Source organism: Nocardioides sp. LHG3406-4, assembly GCF_049897745.1.
Taxonomy (GTDB): Bacteria; Actinomycetota; Actinomycetes; order Propionibacteriales; family Nocardioidaceae; genus Nocardioides.
In genome coordinates this window covers 276,848-294,371 of record NZ_JAFCWV010000004.1, presented here as the reverse complement: position 1 = coordinate 294,371, position 17,524 = coordinate 276,848, and the positions used below count along the sequence as shown (strand labels likewise).

Genomic DNA, 17,524 nt, shown 5'->3' with positions numbered 1-17,524 from the left:
TTGCCAAGAGGTTGGCGCCCTTCGACACCGGGAGGTGAACAGCGAGCAACGAGGCCGCGGGCGACGCCCGCTCGGGCTCACACCCGCCGGAAGAGGGCGGCCAGGGCCTGGCCGCCACCGATGCACATGGTCACGACACCGAGCTCGAGGTCCCTGCGCACCATGTCCTTGGCCACGCGCAACGTGAGGTTGGCGCCGGTGGCTCCCACGGGGTGGCCCAGGGCGATGGCCCCGCCGTACGGGTTGACCCGTGCGGGATCGAGCTTCGCGTCCCGGACGCACGCCACAGCCTGAGCCGCGAAGGCCTCGTTGAGCTCGATGATGCCGATGTCGGACGGGGACGTTCCGGTCTTCTCGAAGAGCGCGTTCAAGGCGAGGACCGGGGCGTACCCCATGAGCTCAGGCTCCATCGCGGCGGTGGTCACCGCCTCGATCGCCACCATCGCACCGAGCCCTCGGTCTGCGGCCACCGACTCCCGGGCGAGCACGAGCGCAGCAGCGCCGTCGTTGATGCCGGAGGAGTTGCCGGCCGTGACCGTGCCGCCGGCTGCGAAGGCGGGGCGAAGCTCGGCCAGCGCCTCCCGGGTGGTGCCGGGCCTGGGGTGCTCGTCGGTGCTCGCGGTGACCGGACGTCGGCCGCCCACCTCGACCGGCACGATCTCCTCGGCGAACGCCGCTGCCGCCTCGGGCGTCGCGGCTCGGCGCTGCGACTCGGCGGCGAACTCGTCCTGCTCGGCGCGGGAGACGCCGTACTTCGTGGCGACGTTCTCGGCGGTGACACCCATGTGGACTCCGCTGAACGGGTCGGTCAGCATCATGACCGTCCCGTCCACCAGCTCGCGGTTGCCCAGCTTGTAGCCGCTGCGGGCAGCGAAGTCGTAGAAGGGCATCCGGGTCATCGACTCGTCCCCGCCCGCGACGGCGACGTCGACGCCGCCCCAGCGCATCTGCATCGCGGCGGACCAGACCGCCTGCAGCCCCGACCCACACAGGCGGTTCACGGTGTACGCCGGCACGCTCGCCGGCAGGCCGGCCGCGATCGCCACCCGCCGGGCGTTGTAGGCGTCGGCGCCCACCTGGCCGATGCAGCCCATGACGACCTCGTCCACGTCGTCAGCCGCGACACCGGCCCGGCGCAGTGCCTCCTGGGTCGCCGCAGCGCCGAGCGCGTAGCCGGCGACGTCCTTGAACATCCCGCCGAAGCTGCCGATCGGGGTGCGCGCACCGTCGACCACGACGATCTTCTCCTGCTCCACTGCGGTGCTCCTCTGCTCGCGTCCACGCTGGGTTGGGAGCTCTAGTGAATCATCACTCACAGCGAGATGGCGGGCCTGGCCAAGGTCCGATCGCCGGAGCGGCCGGGCTTTACGCTGTCCCGATGACTGCTGGAGAGCGCGACCCGATCCGTGAGGCACGCCACCAGTGGATCAAGCACGGCTGGAGCGACGCGGCCGACGGCATGGCGATGGTGACCTCGATCTTCCGGGTCCAGCAGCTGCTCATGGAGAAGATCGACGTGGTGCTGCGGCCGTTGGACCTGTCCTTCGCGCGCTACGAGGTCTTGATGCTGTTGTCGTTCTCGTCGGCCGGCGCCATGCCCATGACCCGTCTCGGCTCGCTGCTCCAGGTCCATCCCACCAGCGCCAGTAGTGCGGTCTCGCGTCTGGAGCGTCAAGGCTTCGTCCAGCGATCCCGTCCCGACGCGGACCGGCGGGTGGTCCTGGCCTCGATCACGAGCGCCGGGCGCGACATCTCGCGGCTCGCCACCGACGGCCTGAACCGGACGGTGTTCGAGGATCCAGGTCTCGGCAGACCCGACACGAACGAGCTCACCGGCCTGCTTGAGCGCATCCGCGAACGAGCCGGGGACATGGCCACCGGGACCTAGGTCTTCCCCTGCTTGGGTGCACGCCTTAGAATCTTTATTTACTAGGACGTCCTACCAATTTTGATTCGAGGGCTCTCGATGCCTGACCTCCACGCACCCGTCAACCCGATCCGTCTGGTGACGGCGTCGAGCCTCTTCGACGGGCACGACGCGTCGATCAACATCATGCGGCGGATCCTCCAGTCCCAGGGGGCGGAGGTGATCCACCTGGGTCACAACCGCTCGGTGCAGGAGGTCGTCGACGCCGCGCTGGAGGAGGACGTGCAGGGCGTGGCGGTGTCGTCGTACCAGGGCGGCCACGTGGAGTACTTCGAGTATCTGGTGGAGTCCCTGCGGGCCCGAGGCGCCGGCCACGTCCGCGTCGTCGGTGGTGGGGGCGGTGTGATCGTGCACGACGAGATCGAGCGGCTGCGCGCCTCCGGGGTCACCATCTTCTCGCCGGAGGACGGTCAGCGGATGGGCCTGGTCGGGATGATCAACTCGGTGATCCGCGAGTGCGACTACGACCTGTGGGCCGAGCGTCAGGTGGCCGCCGAGCAGGTGCTCAGCGGCGACCGGTCCGCGATCGCGCGGGCCATCACCGGCGCCGAGCAGGGCCAGCTGTCCGCGGAGCTGCTCGAGCAGCTGAAGACCGCCAGCACGAGCCACACCACCCCGGTCCTGGGCATCACCGGCACCGGCGGCTCCGGCAAGTCGTCGCTGACAGACGAGCTGGTCCGCCGGTTCCGGGTCGACCAGCAGGACAAGCTCCGGGTTGCCGTGATCGCGGTCGACCCGACCCGGCGCCGCGGCGGCGGGGCCCTGCTCGGTGACCGGATCCGGATGAACTCCCTCGACGGCGACCGGGTCTTCTTCCGCTCGCTGGCGACCCGGGGTGCCCACGAGCTGCCCGAGCACCTCTCCGACGTGATCGACGTGGTCAAGGCCGCGGGCTTCGACCTGGTGATCATCGAGACCCCCGGCATCGGCCAGGGCGACGCGGCGATCGTGCCCTTCGTCGACACCTCGGTCTACGTCATGACACCGGAGTTCGGGGCGGCCTCCCAGCTCGAGAAGATCGACATGCTCGACTTCGCCGACGTCGTCGCGATCAACAAGTTCGAGCGCCGCGGCGCCAAGGACGCGCTGCGCGACGTCGGCCGCCAGATGGTCCGCAACCGGGGCGCGTTCGGCAAGCGCCCCGAGGAGATGCCGGTCTTCGGCACGTCGGCCGCCACGTTCAACGACGACGGCGTCACCGCCCTCTACCAGCACCTGCGCACGCTGCTCGGCGAGGCGGGGCTGGACGTCGCCGCGGGCACGCTCCGCCACGTCGACGTGCGGCACTCGTCGGGGATCCGTCAGGTCGTGCCCACCGACCGGGTGCGCTACCTCGCCGAGATCACCGACACCGTCCGCAGCTACCACGCGGAGACCGAGCGGCTGGCCGAGGCTGCCCGGCGGGTGCAGCGCCTCGACCTCGTGCACGGTGAGCTGGTCTCCGCCGAGCAGGAGACACCCGCCGTCGAGCAGCTGCTGGAGTCCGCCCGCCGCGAGCTTCCCCACGAGGTCGCCGACCAGATCACCGGCTGGCCGGCCGTGGTGGCGTCGTACTCCGGGGACTCGCAGACCACCAGGGTGCGCGACCGCGAGATCACCACCCAGCTCACCCGCGAGTCCCTCTCGGGCAGCAAGATCCCGCGCGTCTCGCTCCCCCGGTACGACGACCACGGTGAGCTCGTGCGCTTCTGGCGCCGGGAGAACCTGCCCGGCTACTTCCCCTTCACCGCCGGTGTCTTCCCCTTCAAGCGCGACGGCGAGGACCCGGCCCGGATGTTCGCCGGCGAGGGCGACCCGTTCCGCACCAACCGCCGGTTCAAGCTGCTCTCCGCCGACAGCGAGGCGACCCGGCTCTCCACGGCGTTCGACTCGGTGACGCTCTACGGCCGCGACCCCGACCCGCGCCCCGACGTCTACGGCAAGGTCGGCACGTCCGGCGTCTCGGTCGCGACGTTGGAGGACATGAGGGCTCTCTACGACGGCTTCGACCTGGTCTCGCCCACCACGTCGGTCTCGATGACGATCAACGGCCCCGCGCCGACCGTGCTGGCCTTCTTCCTCAACGCCGTCATCGACCAGCAGGTCGACAAGTTCCGCGACCAGGAGGGGCGCGAGCCGTCCGAGGCGGAGCGGGCCGAGCTCACGGCGTACGCCCTCGCCAACGTGCGCGGCACCGTGCAGGCCGACATCCTCAAGGAGGATCAGGGCCAGAACACCTGCCTGTTCTCCACCGAGTTCTCCCTGCGGATGATGGCCGACATCCAGGAGTGGTTCATCGCCCAGCAGGTGCGGAACTTCTACTCCGTCTCCATCTCCGGCTACCACATCGCCGAGGCCGGGGCGAACCCCATCAGCCAGCTGGCGTTCACCCTGGCCAACGGGTTCACCTACGTCGAGGCCTACCTCGCCCGCGGCATGGACATCGACGACTTCGCCCCGAACCTGTCGTTCTTCTTCTCCAACGGCATGGACCCGGAGTACTCCGTCATCGGCCGGGTGGCCCGCCGGATCTGGGCGGTCGCGATGCGCGACAAGTACGGCGCCAACGAGCGCTCCCAGAAGCTGAAGTACCACGTCCAGACCTCCGGCCGCTCCCTGCACGCCCAGGAGATGGACTTCAACGACATCCGCACCACGCTGCAGGCGCTGATCGCGATCTACGACAACGCCAACTCGCTGCACACCAACGCCTACGACGAGGCCGTCACCACGCCGGGCGAGGAGTCCGTGCGGCGGGCGCTGGCCATCCAGATGATCATCAACCGCGAGTGGGGCCTGGCGATGAACGAGAACCCCCTCCAAGGGTCGTTCATCATCGACGAGCTGACCGACCTGGTCGAGGCTGCCGTGCTGCACGAGTTCGACGCCATCAACGAGCGCGGCGGCGTGCTCGGCGCGATGGAGACCGGCTACCAGCGCGGTCGCATCCAGGACGAGTCGATGCTCTACGAGCACCGCAAGCACGACGGGTCGCTGCCCATCATCGGGGTCAACACGTTCCGCAAGCCCGACACCGGCGACGGCACCCCGGACCACGTCGAGCTCGCCCGCGCCACCGAGTCGGAGAAGGAGTCCCAGCTGACCCGGGTCCGGGCGTTCCAGGACGGCCACGTCGACGAGGCCGCCGAGGCCATCGCCCGCCTCAAGGACGCAGCGATCACGGGTGAGAACGTGTTCGCCGTGCTGATGGACGCCGCCCGGGTGTGCTCCCTGGGCCAGGTCACCGAGGCCTTCTTCGAGGTCGGCGGACAGTACCGCCGCAACGTGTGAGCGTCGACGACCTCGGGCACCCGTACACCGCGCGCCTCCCCGCCACCCGGGTGGTCTCCCTGGTGCCGTCGATCACCGAGGCCCTGGCATCGGTGTGCCCCGACGCGGTGGTCGGGGCCACCGACTGGTGCGTGCGTCCCGCCGACCTGTCGACGACCCGGGTGCGGGGCACCAAGAACCCCGACCTGGCCGCCATCCGGGCGCTGGCTCCTGACGTGGTGGTCGCCAACAAGGAGGAGAACCGCGCCCTGGACGTACGCCGCCTCCGCTCGGCGGGGGTGCCCGTCTGGGTGACCGAGATCGAGACCGTGCCCCGGGCCGTCGAGTCGCTGGAGCGGCTCTTCGACGTGGCGCTGGGGTGGCCGCGCCCCGCGTGGCTCGATGAGGCCCGGCGGCTGTGGTGCGAGCCGGTGCCATCGGCGACGTCCGCACGGGTGGTGGTCCCGATCTGGCGCGACCCGTGGATGGTCGTCGGCAGCTCGACCTTCACCGGCGACCTCCTCCGGCGTCTCGGGCTGGAGAACGCCTTCGCCGACCATCCGCAGCGCTACCCCCACGTCGAGGTGGCGGAGATCGAGGCGACCGGAGCCGACGTCGTACTCCTGCCCGACGAGCCGTACGTGTTCACCGCCGACGACGGCCCCGAAGCGTTCACACTCATCCCCAGTCAGCTGGTCAGCGGCCGGCTCCTCACGTGGTACGGCCCGTCCCTCGTGGAGGCCCACGAGACCTTCACCCGGCCACCGAGACCAGACTGGGCCCGCGACCCGCGGGCCGCGGGGTCACAGACATCGGCACCAGCCGAGACAAACGAGAGGCAGGCATGAGCATCGTCAAGGTAGGGGTTTTGGGGTGCGGCCTCATGGGCGCGGGAATCGCCGAGGTGAGCGCGCGCGCCGGCAAGGACGTCGTGGTCGCCGAGATGTCGGCAGCAGCCGCCGAGGCCGGACGCGAGCGCCTGACCAGGTCGTTGGAGCGGGCCGAGCAGCGCGGCAAGATCGCGAGTGCCGCCGAGGTGCTCGCCCGGATCCAGGTCGTGGACGACCTGTCCCACCTGCACGACCGCGACCTGGTGGTCGAGGCGATCGTGGAGGACGAGCGCGCCAAGGTCGACCTCTTCCGCCGGCTCGACGAGATCGTCACGTCTCCCGACGCGGTCCTGGCGTCCAACACCTCCTCCATCCCGATCATGAAGATCGCCGTCGCCACCACCCGGCCCAGCCACGTGCTGGGGATCCACTTCTTCAACCCGGTCCCGGTGCTGTCGCTGGTCGAGCTGGTGCCCAGCCTGCTCACGGCTCCCGACACCACCGAGCGTGCCCGCGCCTTCGTGCAGGACGAGCTCGGCAAGCGGGCCATCGACTGCCAGGACCGCGCCGGCTTCGTCGTGAACGCCCTGCTCATCCCCTTCATCCTGTCGGCCATCCGCATGGTCGAGTCCGGCTTCGCCTCCGCCAGCGACATCGACGAGGGCCTGGTCCGAGGCGCGGCCCACCCCCAGGGCCCGCTCGCGCTGGCCGACCTGATCGGCCTGGACACCACCAAGGCCGTGGCCGAGTCTCTCTACGAGGAGTTCAAGGAGCCGCTCTACGCTCCCCCGCCCCTGCTCGCACGCATGGTCGACGCCGGCCTGCTCGGCCGGAAGTCCGGCCGCGGCTTCTACACCTACTGAGGACACACAGATGAGCTCCGACTACCCCCTCTACGCGCTGTCCGAGGAGCATCAGGCGATCCGTGAGGCGGTGCGCGCGGTCTGTGATGCGAAGGTCGCGCCGTACGCCGCCGAGGTGGACGAGAACGCCCGATACCCGCAGGAGGCGCACGACGCGCTGCTGGCCGCGGACTTCCATGCCCCGCACGTGCCGGAGGAGTACGGCGGTGCAGGCGCCGACGCGTTGGCGACGGTGATCGTGATCGAGGAGGTCGCCCGTGCGTGCGTGTCCTCCAGCCTGATCCCGGCGGTGAACAAGCTCGGCTCGCTGCCGGTGCAGCTGGCCGGCTCCGAGGAGCTCAAGCGGGACTACCTCTCCCGGCTGGCGGCCGGGCAGGGTGGGTTCTCGTACTGTCTCTCCGAGCCGGAGGCCGGCTCGGACGCGGTGGGCATGAAGACCACCGCGGTCCGCGACGGTGACGACTGGTTGCTCAACGGGGTGAAGCGCTGGATCACCAACGCCGGAGTGAGCGAGTTCTACACGGTGATGGCGGTCACCGACGCCTCGAAGCGGTCGCGGGGGATCTCGGCGTTCGTGGTGGAGAAGTCCGACGAGGGCGTGTCGTTCGGGGCACCGGAGAAGAAGCTCGGCATCAAGGGTTCACCCACGCGCGAGGTCTACCTCGACCACGTCCGGATCCCGGGGTCGCGGATGATCGGTGCGGAGGGCACCGGCTTCGAGACCGCGATGAAGACCCTGGACCACACCCGGGTCACCATCGCCGCCCAGGCGGTCGGCGTCGCCCAGGGCGCGCTGGACTACGCGTTGGGCTACGCGAGGGAGCGCAAGCAGTTCGGCCACCCGATCGCCGACTTCCAGGGCCTGCAGTTCATGCTCGCCGACATGGGCATGAAGGTCGAGGCGGCCCGGCAGATGACCTATGCCGCGGCCGGCCGCTCCGAGCGCGGCGACCCCGACCTCACGTTCTTCGGGGCCGCCGCCAAGTGCTTCGCCTCCGACGTCGCCATGCAGGTCACCGTCGACGCCGTCCAGGTCCTCGGCGGCTACGGCTACACCCGTGACTACCCGGTCGAGCGGATGATGCGCGACGCCAAGATCACCCAGATCTACGAGGGCACCAACCAGGTCCAGCGGATCGTGATGGCCCGGCAGCTCCTCGCCGGGATCCAGTCCGACCTCTGACGCACCGGCGTCGCGAGCCGGGCCGCGCGGTCAGGGCTGCAGGTCCAGCGAGCCGGTGAAGAGGCTGCCCTCGTAGGTGCGGCCGGAGGCGACGGCGGACACCTCGCTGCTGAAGGTCTGCCCCGCGGTGTCGACCTTCACGATCCGGGTCGGGTTGTCGTTGTTGGCGTGGAGGGTCGTGTTGATCGCGTGGATGGTGTTGCCGTGTACGCCGGTCAGCGTGCTCTCCACGGTGTAGCCGGTGTGCCCGCTGAAGACGAAGGCGATGTTGTCGTACTGGCTGATCAGCTCGTCGAAGACGTGCTGCGGGCTGGTGTCGCCGTACCCGCCGTTGCTCTTCATGATCGAGCCGTCCCCTTGGAGGAACGAGTGGGTCACCACGATGACGTTGTGGTCCGGGTGCGACGCGACGACGCCCTTGGCCCACTGGATGGCGCCCTCGCGGGGCCACAGCTCCAGGTTGAGCACCAGCCAGTCCACGCCACCCGCGGCGAAGGTGGAGTAGGAGTTGTCGATCTTGCCCGGCTCCCAGGTGCCCTGCAGGTTCTTGGCGTGCTGGACGCCGTAGTGGCGGTTGAACGTCTCCGTGATCCGCTGATTGGCGTGCGTGTCCTCGCCGGGACGAGCGCTACCGCCGACCGTGGTGGCCATGGTGTCGTGGTTGCCGATGCTGAACGACCACGGGATGCCGGTCGCGTCCAGGGTGGCGACACCGGCGTTGGTGCGCTCGTACTGGATGTGGTCGTCGGTGTCCCAGTTGACGACATCGCCGACGTGGGTGATGTAGCGCAGGTCGAGCGCCTCCTCCTGCCCTGCCAGCCAGGTGGCCCGCTGGTTCCACAGCCCGCGGTCGTCGAGGACCTCCTGCTGGGAGTCGGGGATGACCGCGAAGGAGAACTGCCGGTCGACACCGGCGTAGAAGGCGACCCCGCGTGAGGAGTACCCGTCGGCGAGGTACTCGTCGCGCTGCCCCTCGGTGACCGCCAAGGCCTGCTGGTGGTCGGACCCGCGGACCAGCTCGTAGACGGGCAGCAGGCAGTCGGCCGGTCCAGACGCCGCGAAGAACCCGTCGTCGAGCTGGCGGTAGCCCAGGTCGCGCCAGCCGGCGACCTCGGCCCGGTCGGTCGAGTAGGCGTCCCGGCCGGTGGCGGAGCGCAGGTGGTAGACCCGCTCGAGGCGGCCGCGGGCGCTGGTGCTCGCCAGGAAGGCGACCGAGTCGTCCCGCAGCTGCGCGGCATCCGCCGCGGCGCGGTCGGTGGTGAGCAGCTGGGAGCCCGTGCTCGCGTCGGTGCGAAGGTGGACGGGAGTGGTCATAGTGGCGCAGGCGTCTGCCGGAGCAGCCTGGGTCGGCGCGGCGGCGACCGGCAACAGCGCGACAGCGGCGCCCGCGGCGACCAGGGCGGTGCGGGCCTGGCGGAGAGTGGTGTGGGTCATGGCTGTGACGCTAGGGAGGCCGCGGAACGACGCGAGGCCGTTCGGCTGTCCGAGCGATGAACGGTGGGCGACCCTGCACCGTGCTCAGACGTCGCAAGAGCTGTCGGCGGTGCCGACGAAGAGCGGCAGGTCTGCCACCGTGAGGTCGTGGGAGGCCAGAAGGCTCCTCACCTCGATGTCCGGGTCGACATCGATGGACGTGTCCGGCGAGGTGCAGCCACCTCCACGAAACACCACCCGCACCTCCACCAGCTCCTCGGCCCCCGGATCCAGCGACCAGTCGAGCTCGACGGCCGCGTCGACGGCGTCGTCCGTGGGCACCACGACGCCTCCCAGGTGCGTGACCTGAAAGCTCCCGCCACCTTGAGGGCCGCTGACCGGGACCGTGACGTCCCCGAGGGTCACCACTCGGTCGCTGTGGTTGACGACCCTGATCGCGACCGTGCAGGAGAAGCCAGCACGCAGGGGTATGGCGGCACGCTCGAACTCGGTCAGCGAGTCCGTGACGGTCCTGGGCTCGGTGCCCTCGCAGTGCGGTACGCCGGTGGAGGCACTCGCCTCGACAGTGGCCTGGTGCCCGACCCACCACACCACGCCCGGCACCAGCAGGGCCGCGACAAGACCGCAGACGAGGAGTGCTCGCATGAGGCGCGAGCGGCGGGGCGGCGCGTCGATCACGACCGCATCATGCCGTGCGCTGCCAGCCACCAAGCCGATTTGAACGACATCCAGGTTCGCGCCACGGCGACGGATCCGGGCTGCTCAGCCTCACTGCATGGCCGACAGATACCTGGTCGTCATCCTGGCTTGCAGCCACCGCCCGACGGGTCCGGCCGCCCGCGCGAGCGGGGTCGCTGGATTCGAGAATGCCGCGATGGTGAAGGCGACCGTGCCGTCATCGCCCCGGCCCACGGTGAACAGCTCCTCGCCGGCCTCCGGGTGCCCCGGCAGGGTGCCGTAGGCGAACCCCGCTCGCGCGGGTTCGCTGACCACGTAGACGACCCGGCACGGAAATGTGACTCCGAGCCGCGAGGGCCCCAGGCGCATCTCGACAACAGTGCCCGGTGTCGCGCGTGCGGACGAAACCGCGACGCGCAGCCCCGCGCGCTCGTGCACCTGCCAGGTCATCAGCCGTTCGACGGCGGCGTCGAACTCGACGTCGTGCAGCACTCGGGTCCGGCGGAGGTGGGTGTATCCACGCGGAAGTGCGCTCGCGGTCGCGCCCACCTGCGCATAGGTGTACGGCGCGGGCAGCAGGTCGGCCATCGACTCCTTGGACAGCAAGCTCACCACGGCACTCATCCTCCTCGACTCGCCCCGGATCGCGGCGAGCCGCGAACGGCCGCGCTACTCCGGAAGCGCAGCTTCACCGATCCCCCAGGAAGGGGGAACGGGCCCGTCGGGCCAGGACGTGATGCATACGCGGTTGCCCGCGCGGTCGGCAAGGATCCAGCCCACCGGGGCGTCGGCGTCGTCGACGATGCGGCCTCCCGCCTCGAGGGCGGCCGCCAGGCGCGCCTCGACGTGCTCGCGGGCGACGGACACGTCGACGTGCATGGCGTGCCGGAGCGGCTTGGCGGGCTCGAGCTCCTGAATCCAGACCGTCGAACCGTGGCCGAGTGGGTCGACGGCGTTGTCGACGTCCAGTGGGGCGTACCCGAGGACGGCCCGCCAGAAGCCGACGTCGACCGCGTCGGGCTTGGCAGCAACCGCCAGCTGGACCTCTTGCGCAGCTCCCCGTTCGGCGACGGCACCGAGCTCCCGCGCCACGGCGGAGACCGCCCGCGCGACGGCGGCGTGGCTCTCCTCCAGCCGGAAGACACCCCGGGCCAACCGGACGGTGAGCTGACCGTCAGCGATGGTGATCAGAGCCCCCGAGCCCTCGAACCCGGGCAGCTGCGCGACGGCCTCGGCCAGTTGCGCGGCTTCGCCGAGTGACGGAACCTGGAACACAGCCGTTGCGCCGCCGTGCAGAACCACCCAGTCGTCGACGCCCTCCGCCGCGAGGAACTCTCTCCAGCCCTGCTCGCTCATGCTCGCCTCCCTACACAGAAGGTATGGCAGCGCTGTCGGAAATGCCCACGGCCGAGCGGAGCTGCGAGTACGCCGCCGTCACAGTGTGCGACGCGTGTAGACGACGAGGTTGGACTGGTAGCCCCCGGCGTCCTGGAGGTAGGCGCCGGCGCACGTGACGAGGTTCAGGCGGCGGCCGTCCTGCGCGGCGTACACGCGCTGGGCGGGAAAGTCCGCGTTGGGATAGAGGACCCGGCGAGTCACCACGAAGCTGACGACCGAGCCGTCGGCCCGGCCGACCTTGACCAGGTCGCCCTGCCGGAGCTCCCCGAGCCTGGCGAACACGGCCGGGCCCTCCACCGAGTCCACGTGTCCGAGGATCACCGACGAGCCCCGTTCGCCGGGCACCGGTCCCATCCGGAACCAGCCGGCAAGGTCAGCGTCGGTCGGCACCTCGACCGTCCGGTCCGGCTCGAGTCCGAGACGCACTAGTCGCGATGAGAGGTCGATGGCTGGGATGTCGAGCTTGACCGGCGGCGCGGCCGGGGGACGCCCCTCGCGAGACGGCCCCGTGTCCTGGGCACCGCGCTCCGAGCTCTGCCCCGGTGCCGCACCGGACTCGCTCCCCGCCGGGTCGTCCCTGCTGCCCGTCCAGACGACCAGGGCCGCGCCGGCTACGAGGAAGCACAGGCAGCCGGCGAGCAGGAGGACCCGCAGGGGTCCCCATGCCCGACGAGTCATCCTCGGTGCAGACGCCTGGGGCGACCTCGCAGCACCACCAGGCCGGCGACTCCTCCGAGCACGGCCAGGCCGGAACCCAGCCAGATCCCGTTCGCGGAGTCAGTGGCCATCGGCGTACGCCCGGTCGGCGGGTGTCCCTCGGGGACCGTCGGAGCGCGACCAGTCGTGGAGGTCGGCCCGTTGGGACTGGATCCTGTCGGGTTCGTCGTGCCCTCGCTCGAGTCGGGTCCGTTGGGACTGTCCTTCTTGGTGTCCCCGCCCTTCTTGTCGCCGCCCTTCTTGTCCCCGCCCTTCTTGGTGCCACCGTCCTTCTTGGTGCCGCCTTGCTTGGGGGGATTCGACTTCGTGGTCGGCGCGGTCGTGGGCGCCGTCGTGGGCGGCGTCGTCGCTGTAGGGGTGGCCGTCGGTGTCGCCGGCGCGACGGCGCAGTTGGGCCGGTTGATGGTGTTGGTGTCCAGGGTGACCGAGCCGTTGCGGGCCAGGAGCCGGCCCTGGAAGGTTGCACCCGTCTGGGCAGAGATGCTGGTGAGCGCCATGACCGTGCCGACGAAGTCGGTGGTCGTGCCGATGGTGGCGGAGCTGCCGACCTGCCAGAACACGTTGCACGGGTTGGCGTTGTTGAGCAGTGCGACGCGGCTGCTGGAGGCGGTGGTCAGGGTCGACCCGGCCTGGAAGATGAACACGGCGTTGGGGTCGCCCTGCGCGTCGAGGGTGACGGTGCCGGTCAGCGACATGCCGGTCGAGGCGCGGTAGACGCCCGCGACGAGGGTCTCCCCACCGAGGTCGTCGTTGGTCTTGTCCACCACTGGGTTGCGGCCGGCGGCGTCGTTGTAGGCGGTGGTGAGGTCGTTCTTGGCCTGCAGGGCCACCGCGTCGGCTGCGTGGATGGTGCCTGCCTGGACCAGACCAGGCGGGAAGCCGGTCACCGCGGTGCCGGGGCTCACGCCGAGGTCACCGGAGATCACCGAGGGGCCGGTGTTGGTCACGGTCTGACCGGCGAGGACGGCGTACGGCGTCGCCGTGCCGAGACCGACGCCTGGTTGCGCGGCGTGGGCGGCAGTCTGCGTGCTCATCGCGAGCGCGAGGGCTACGCCGGTGGTCAGGACGGCGGCCGAGATCGACAGCAGCGGACGCCGTGGCCCTGCGGGAGGCGACGTGGTCAAGGAGGGGGAGGATGAGGGGGTGGAGCCAGTGGTGTGAAACACAGGGGACTTCTTCCTAAGGGCCCGGGGGGTGGGCCGTTGCCTCAACGTAGGCTCTCGTGCCGAAACCTGGGGCATTTACTCAAATTTGGGTAGAAAAGCCCTCTCCCCTGAGCCCCGGCTGGCGCAGCCGCCTGAGGAGTCGACGCGTGGCGACGACGTGGTGCGGGCCGGCGTCCGGGGTCGCCGTACCTCATATCGAGGAACCCGCACCCAAGTCGCCCTGACGTGTCCGCACGCCGTCTTACGCTCTCCTCGATTGACCGCCGGGGGGCGCTGAGTCCGTGTACGACGGGGCAACCGTCGCAGACGCCAACGAATTGGGATGAGACCCAGCAGGGGTGGAGTCAACGTGTCTGCACAGCGAGTCTGGCGCGCCGCATCGGTGGCGATCGCGACGCTGGGGATCTCCATGACCGGCTCCAGCGCCTCGTCGCCGGCGGCTACGGACCTGCCTCCCACTGCCCCGTCCAGGCAGACCACGTTCATCGCCGATGCGCTGTCGGCAGGGGGCCCGCTGCAGCTTCGGGTCCCGTCAACGGTCAAGGTGGGGGCGCCGATCAAGATCGGCGTCCAGGCCCGAGTGCGCAAGACCGGGCCGAAGGATGCCCGGCGTCGCACCGTCGTCGTCTCGGTGAGGGAGCGCGGGCACTGGGCCCAGGTCCTGGTCAGGAAGTCCGACCTGCTGGGCAGGGCATCCGGCTCCGTCCCCGGCGGGGACACCGCAGGGGTCAAGCGGTTCCGCGTGCAGCTGACGAGGGCCTCCGGGCTGCCCGCGGTGACGCGCTCGTTCAGCACCTCCGTGAGGAAAGCGGGCGTCCCGGTCCCGCAGGTCGAGGGCGACCCGGACGACTGGACCTACTTCGCGGATGCCGGCGAGCCGGGCCGCTGGGACTCCTGCCAGCCCATCCGGTGGGGCTACGACCCCGCCCACGAGTACTCCGGTGCCGCCGCGGACCTCCAGCAGGCCTTCGCCGACCTCGCCTCCCACACCGGGTTCACCTTCGAGCAGGTGCCCTACGACGCCGCACAGCTGACCGTGCGGTGGTCACGTGCCGCTGACGAACCCCTCCTCAAGGGCGGAGTCATCGGGGCCGCCGCACCGGCCGGCCCGTTCGGGACCTACCACGGCGACCTGGAGTTCGACAGTGGCGAGGTCATCCTCGACTACGAGGAGGGTGATGTGCTGGACCCCGGCTTCGCCCTGAACGGCGACCGGACGCTGTCCTGGGGCACGGCGATGCACCACGAGCTCCTGCATGCCCTGGGCCTCGGACACTCCGCGGGCGAGCACCAGGTGATGTACCCGCTCCTCGGAGACGACAACCAGGAGTTCGGTGCCGGAGACCTCTCCGGCATGAGCGCCATCGGGGCGTCCGCCGACTGCTTCCCCGAGCCTGGCTCCGGCGAGTGGGACTAGCGAGTCCCTGCGGCTGGCACCTCAGCCACGGTTGCGGAGGGATGACTGCTCCTCGGGGCACGCCGCCCCTTCGCGAGCCGCATCGGCATCAGTGTGTGCACCGGACGAGACGGACGGCGCGCATCACTCCGTAGGGTCGGCGGCGACGGCGGCGTCGGCGGGGACGTCCTCCTTGTGGGCGTTGATGAGGACGATCGAGACCAGCAAGGCGACCGCGAACAGGGCGGCGCCCCAGAAGAACGCCACGTGGTACCCGTGGATGAATGCGAGCGGGAGGATCTGCTGCGCCTGCTCGGAGCTGGCCGGTGGGTTGTCGGTGAAGTACGCCGTGACTGCGCCGGCGAACAGCGTGTTGAGGAGGGCGGTCCCGAGGGAGCCGCCGATCTGCTGCGAGGTGTTGAGCACCGCAGACGCGACGCCCGCATCGTGGCTGCCGACCCCGACCAGTGATGTGCTGGCCGCTGGGATGAACACGCCGGCCAGTCCCACCGACATGACCACCATCGAGGGGAAGACCAGCGCCCAGTAAGACGATCCTTGATCTATCCGGGTCAGCAGCAGCATCCCGACGACAGCCATCGCGAGCCCCGGAACCATCAACGCCCTCGGGCCGACCCGCGGGAGCAGCTGGGACACGAACCCGGCGGTCAGGATGATGCCGAGGCTGAACGGCAGGAACGCGAAGCCGGCCTCGAGCGGGGTGTAGCCGAGGTTGACCTGGAAGTAGTACGTCAGGAACAGGAACATCGCGAAGAGCCCGGCGCCCACCAGGAGGAACACCAGGAACGACCCGCCGCGGTTGCGGTCCAGGACGACGCGCAGCGGCAGCAGCGGGTTGCGAGCACGTTGCTCCCACAGCACGAACGCGATCAGCAGGACCACGGCGAGGATCAAGAACGTCAACGTGCTCGGGTCGGTCCAGCCCTGCACGGCGGTCGAGCTCGGGTCGTCGGGGTTCTCGGCCCGGGCGGCCTCGGTGAAGCCGTAGACGAGTGCGAACAAGCCGGTCGTAGCGAGCAGGAGTCCTGGTACGTCGTAGCGCGTGTCGCCGTGCGCCTTGCTCTCGTGGACCAGCGGGACGGCCGCTGCAGCGACGATCAGGGCCACGGGCACGTTGACCCCGAGGCACCAACGCCAGGAGGCATACTCGGTGAGGACGCCGCCGACGATCAGGCCGATCGCGGCACCGCCGCCCGCGAGCGCTCCGAACACCCCGAACGCCTTGGCACGCTCCTTCGGCTCGGTGAACGTGACCGTCACGATGGACAGCGAAGCGGGCGCCATCAGGGCTGCGAAGGCCCCCTGAAGAGCGCGGGCGGCGAACAGCAGCTCCTGGTTGGGTGCGAGACCACCGATCGCAGACGCACCGGCGAAGCCGAGCAGGCCGACGATGAAGGTGCGCTTGCGGCCGGTGTAGTCGGCGATCCGGCCACCCAGCAGCAGCAGCGCACCGAAGGCCAGGGTGTAGGCGGTGACCATCCACTGCCGGTCGGCATTGCTGATGTCCAGGTCCGCCTGTGCCGACGGGAGCGCGATGTTCACGATCGAGGCGTCCAAGATGATCATCAGCTGTGCGGCCGCCAGGACGGTCAACGCCCACCAGCGACCCGGGTCGGGCTCGTCCCGGCCCGGTGGGGTCCCGCTCGGGTTGGTGGCGGGTTCGCTCACGATGACTCCTCAGGTAACGGTCTGACTGCGAGGCGCGGAAAGCCACCAGCCACAGTTGCCCGAGATGCGCCGGACTCCGGTCTGGCAGTCCTCACCCTCGTCATGCAAGGCCTGCGCGGGCACCCCGTCAACCCTGAAATCGACGAAGTGGCGACAGCTCCAGCTGCGGACCACCGGGTCGACCATGGCCCTCCGGATCGCCCACGCCGACCAGGGCGCCTGCACCCAATGACCGTGAAAATACCGGGCGTCGAACGTCCGCTATCAGGTGTACGTTGCCGGCATGTCCGGCTTCACGACCAAGGCCCTCACGCCGGAGACGTTCGCCGACTTCGCCGCTCTCGTCGAGCGGAACAAGGGCATGTTCGCCAGCTGCTGGTGCACGCACTTCCATCCCGAGTGCGCGGAGAAGCGCCAGAGCGCCGAAGGGAACCGGGCGCTCAAGCAACGTCTGGTGACCGACGGGATCGCACATGCGGCGCTGGTCTACGACGGCGACCGGGCCGTCGCCTGGGCGGAGTACGGATCACCCGAGGAGCTGCCCAACATCCATCACCGCAAGGAGTACGTCGCCACCGCCGAGCGACTGCCTGACTACCGGGTCACCTGCATCCTGGTCGAGCGCGGCCTTCGCGGTCAGGGCCTGGCGGCGATCGCCCTGCGCGGAGCCGTCGGGCTCATCGCGCAGGCCGGCGGCGGCCTGGTCGAGGGCTACCCGCACGACACCGGCGGGGTCCGGAAGAAGAACTCGTCGTTCCTCTACAACGGCACTCGCACGATGTACGAGCGCGAGGGCTTCACCTACGACCGGCCCAAGGGCCAGGGCAACTGCGTGATGGTGCGCGACGTGGCCCCGAGCGCGCGCGCCTGAACCGGTCCAGCGCCCCACGCGCGACGACGGCTCCCCGGCACCGCGCCGTCTCACGAAGGGCTCGTACAGGGTCTACATCTGCCGCGATCTGGGCGGTTCAAGGGTGCGTCATGCAGCCGCGCG

The 17,524-nt window shown here is 70.1% G+C and carries 15 protein-coding genes; 7 read left to right on the top strand and 8 right to left on the bottom strand.

The genetic code is table 11. From position 1 onward, the window contains the following. Window positions 1-77: 77 nt before the first annotated feature. Window positions 78-1,256, bottom strand: a complete 1,179-nt coding sequence (locus ACP7BP_RS15610) for a thiolase family protein (protein WP_426245865.1) — start codon at window positions 1,254-1,256, stop codon at window positions 78-80. A 122-nt stretch (window positions 1,257-1,378) separates the two neighbouring features. Between ACP7BP_RS15610 and ACP7BP_RS15605 the strand changes: the two genes are divergently transcribed. The 5 genes from ACP7BP_RS15605 (at window position 1,379) to ACP7BP_RS15585 (ending at window position 8,052) form a co-directional block, all read left to right on the top strand. Next, window positions 1,379-1,888, top strand: coding sequence for a MarR family winged helix-turn-helix transcriptional regulator (locus ACP7BP_RS15605; RefSeq protein WP_426245863.1), 510 nt, complete (start codon window positions 1,379-1,381; stop codon window positions 1,886-1,888). A gap of 78 nt (window positions 1,889-1,966) precedes the next feature. Continuing rightward, window positions 1,967-5,197 (top strand): fused isobutyryl-CoA mutase/GTPase IcmF, encoded by a 3,231-nt coding sequence (icmF, locus tag ACP7BP_RS15600; RefSeq protein ID WP_426245861.1) that lies wholly within the window; start codon window positions 1,967-1,969, stop codon window positions 5,195-5,197. Further along, window positions 5,194-6,024 carry a helical backbone metal receptor gene (locus tag ACP7BP_RS15595; RefSeq protein WP_426245859.1) on the top strand — a complete coding sequence of 277 codons (831 nt, stop codon included), beginning with the start codon at window positions 5,194-5,196 and terminating at the stop codon, window positions 6,022-6,024. Before icmF ends, ACP7BP_RS15595 begins: the two co-directional genes overlap by 4 nt. Next, complete coding sequence (locus ACP7BP_RS15590) at window positions 6,021-6,869, top strand: 3-hydroxybutyryl-CoA dehydrogenase (RefSeq protein WP_426245857.1); 849 nt, start codon at window positions 6,021-6,023, stop codon at window positions 6,867-6,869. Before ACP7BP_RS15595 ends, ACP7BP_RS15590 begins: the two co-directional genes overlap by 4 nt. Window positions 6,870-6,879: 10 nt before the next feature. Further along, on the top strand, window positions 6,880-8,052 hold the full coding sequence (locus ACP7BP_RS15585) for an acyl-CoA dehydrogenase family protein (RefSeq protein WP_426245855.1): 1,173 nt from the start codon (window positions 6,880-6,882) through the stop codon (window positions 8,050-8,052). 30 nt (window positions 8,053-8,082) lie between these two features. On the opposite strand, the gene ACP7BP_RS15580 is transcribed toward ACP7BP_RS15585, so the two are convergent. The 6 genes from ACP7BP_RS15580 to ACP7BP_RS15555 all read right to left on the bottom strand — a co-directional run bounded on the left by ACP7BP_RS15580 (window position 8,083) and on the right by ACP7BP_RS15555 (window position 13,403). Next, window positions 8,083-9,486 carry a metallophosphoesterase gene (locus tag ACP7BP_RS15580; protein ID WP_426245853.1) on the bottom strand — a complete coding sequence of 468 codons (1,404 nt, stop codon included), beginning with the start codon at window positions 9,484-9,486 and terminating at the stop codon, window positions 8,083-8,085. Between the two features lie 84 nt (window positions 9,487-9,570). Further along, complete coding sequence (locus ACP7BP_RS15575; RefSeq protein ID WP_426245851.1) at window positions 9,571-10,164, bottom strand: hypothetical protein; 594 nt, start codon at window positions 10,162-10,164, stop codon at window positions 9,571-9,573. A gap of 90 nt (window positions 10,165-10,254) precedes the next feature. Next, complete coding sequence (locus ACP7BP_RS15570) at window positions 10,255-10,752, bottom strand: DUF1990 family protein (RefSeq protein ID WP_426245850.1); 498 nt, start codon at window positions 10,750-10,752, stop codon at window positions 10,255-10,257. Between the two features lie 81 nt (window positions 10,753-10,833). Further along, complete coding sequence (locus ACP7BP_RS15565) at window positions 10,834-11,520, bottom strand: VOC family protein (RefSeq protein WP_426245848.1); 687 nt, start codon at window positions 11,518-11,520, stop codon at window positions 10,834-10,836. 78 nt (window positions 11,521-11,598) lie between these two features. Next, window positions 11,599-12,240: a class F sortase gene (locus ACP7BP_RS15560; protein ID WP_426245846.1), complete on the bottom strand. Its 642-nt coding sequence runs from the start codon at window positions 12,238-12,240 to the stop codon at window positions 11,599-11,601. Next, window positions 12,237-13,403: an ice-binding family protein gene (locus ACP7BP_RS15555; RefSeq protein WP_426245845.1), complete on the bottom strand. Its 1,167-nt coding sequence runs from the start codon at window positions 13,401-13,403 to the stop codon at window positions 12,237-12,239. Before ACP7BP_RS15555 ends, ACP7BP_RS15560 begins: the two co-directional genes overlap by 4 nt. 391 nt (window positions 13,404-13,794) lie before the next feature. Here ACP7BP_RS15555 and ACP7BP_RS15550 point away from each other — a divergent pair, with 391 nt between their 5' ends. Next, complete coding sequence (locus tag ACP7BP_RS15550; RefSeq protein WP_426245844.1) at window positions 13,795-14,862, top strand: matrixin family metalloprotease; 1,068 nt, start codon at window positions 13,795-13,797, stop codon at window positions 14,860-14,862. A 123-nt stretch (window positions 14,863-14,985) separates the two neighbouring features. Here ACP7BP_RS15550 and ACP7BP_RS15545 read toward each other — a convergent pair whose 3' ends face one another. After that, a complete protein-coding gene (locus ACP7BP_RS15545; protein WP_426245842.1) occupies window positions 14,986-16,530 on the bottom strand; it encodes an MFS transporter in 1,545 nt (514 codons plus the stop codon). Window positions 16,531-16,813: 283 nt separating this feature from the next. Here ACP7BP_RS15545 and ACP7BP_RS15540 point away from each other — a divergent pair, with 283 nt between their 5' ends. After that, on the top strand, window positions 16,814-17,401 hold the full coding sequence (locus tag ACP7BP_RS15540) for a GNAT family N-acetyltransferase (protein ID WP_426245840.1): 588 nt from the start codon (window positions 16,814-16,816) through the stop codon (window positions 17,399-17,401). The last annotated feature ends 123 nt before the right edge of the window (window positions 17,402-17,524 follow it).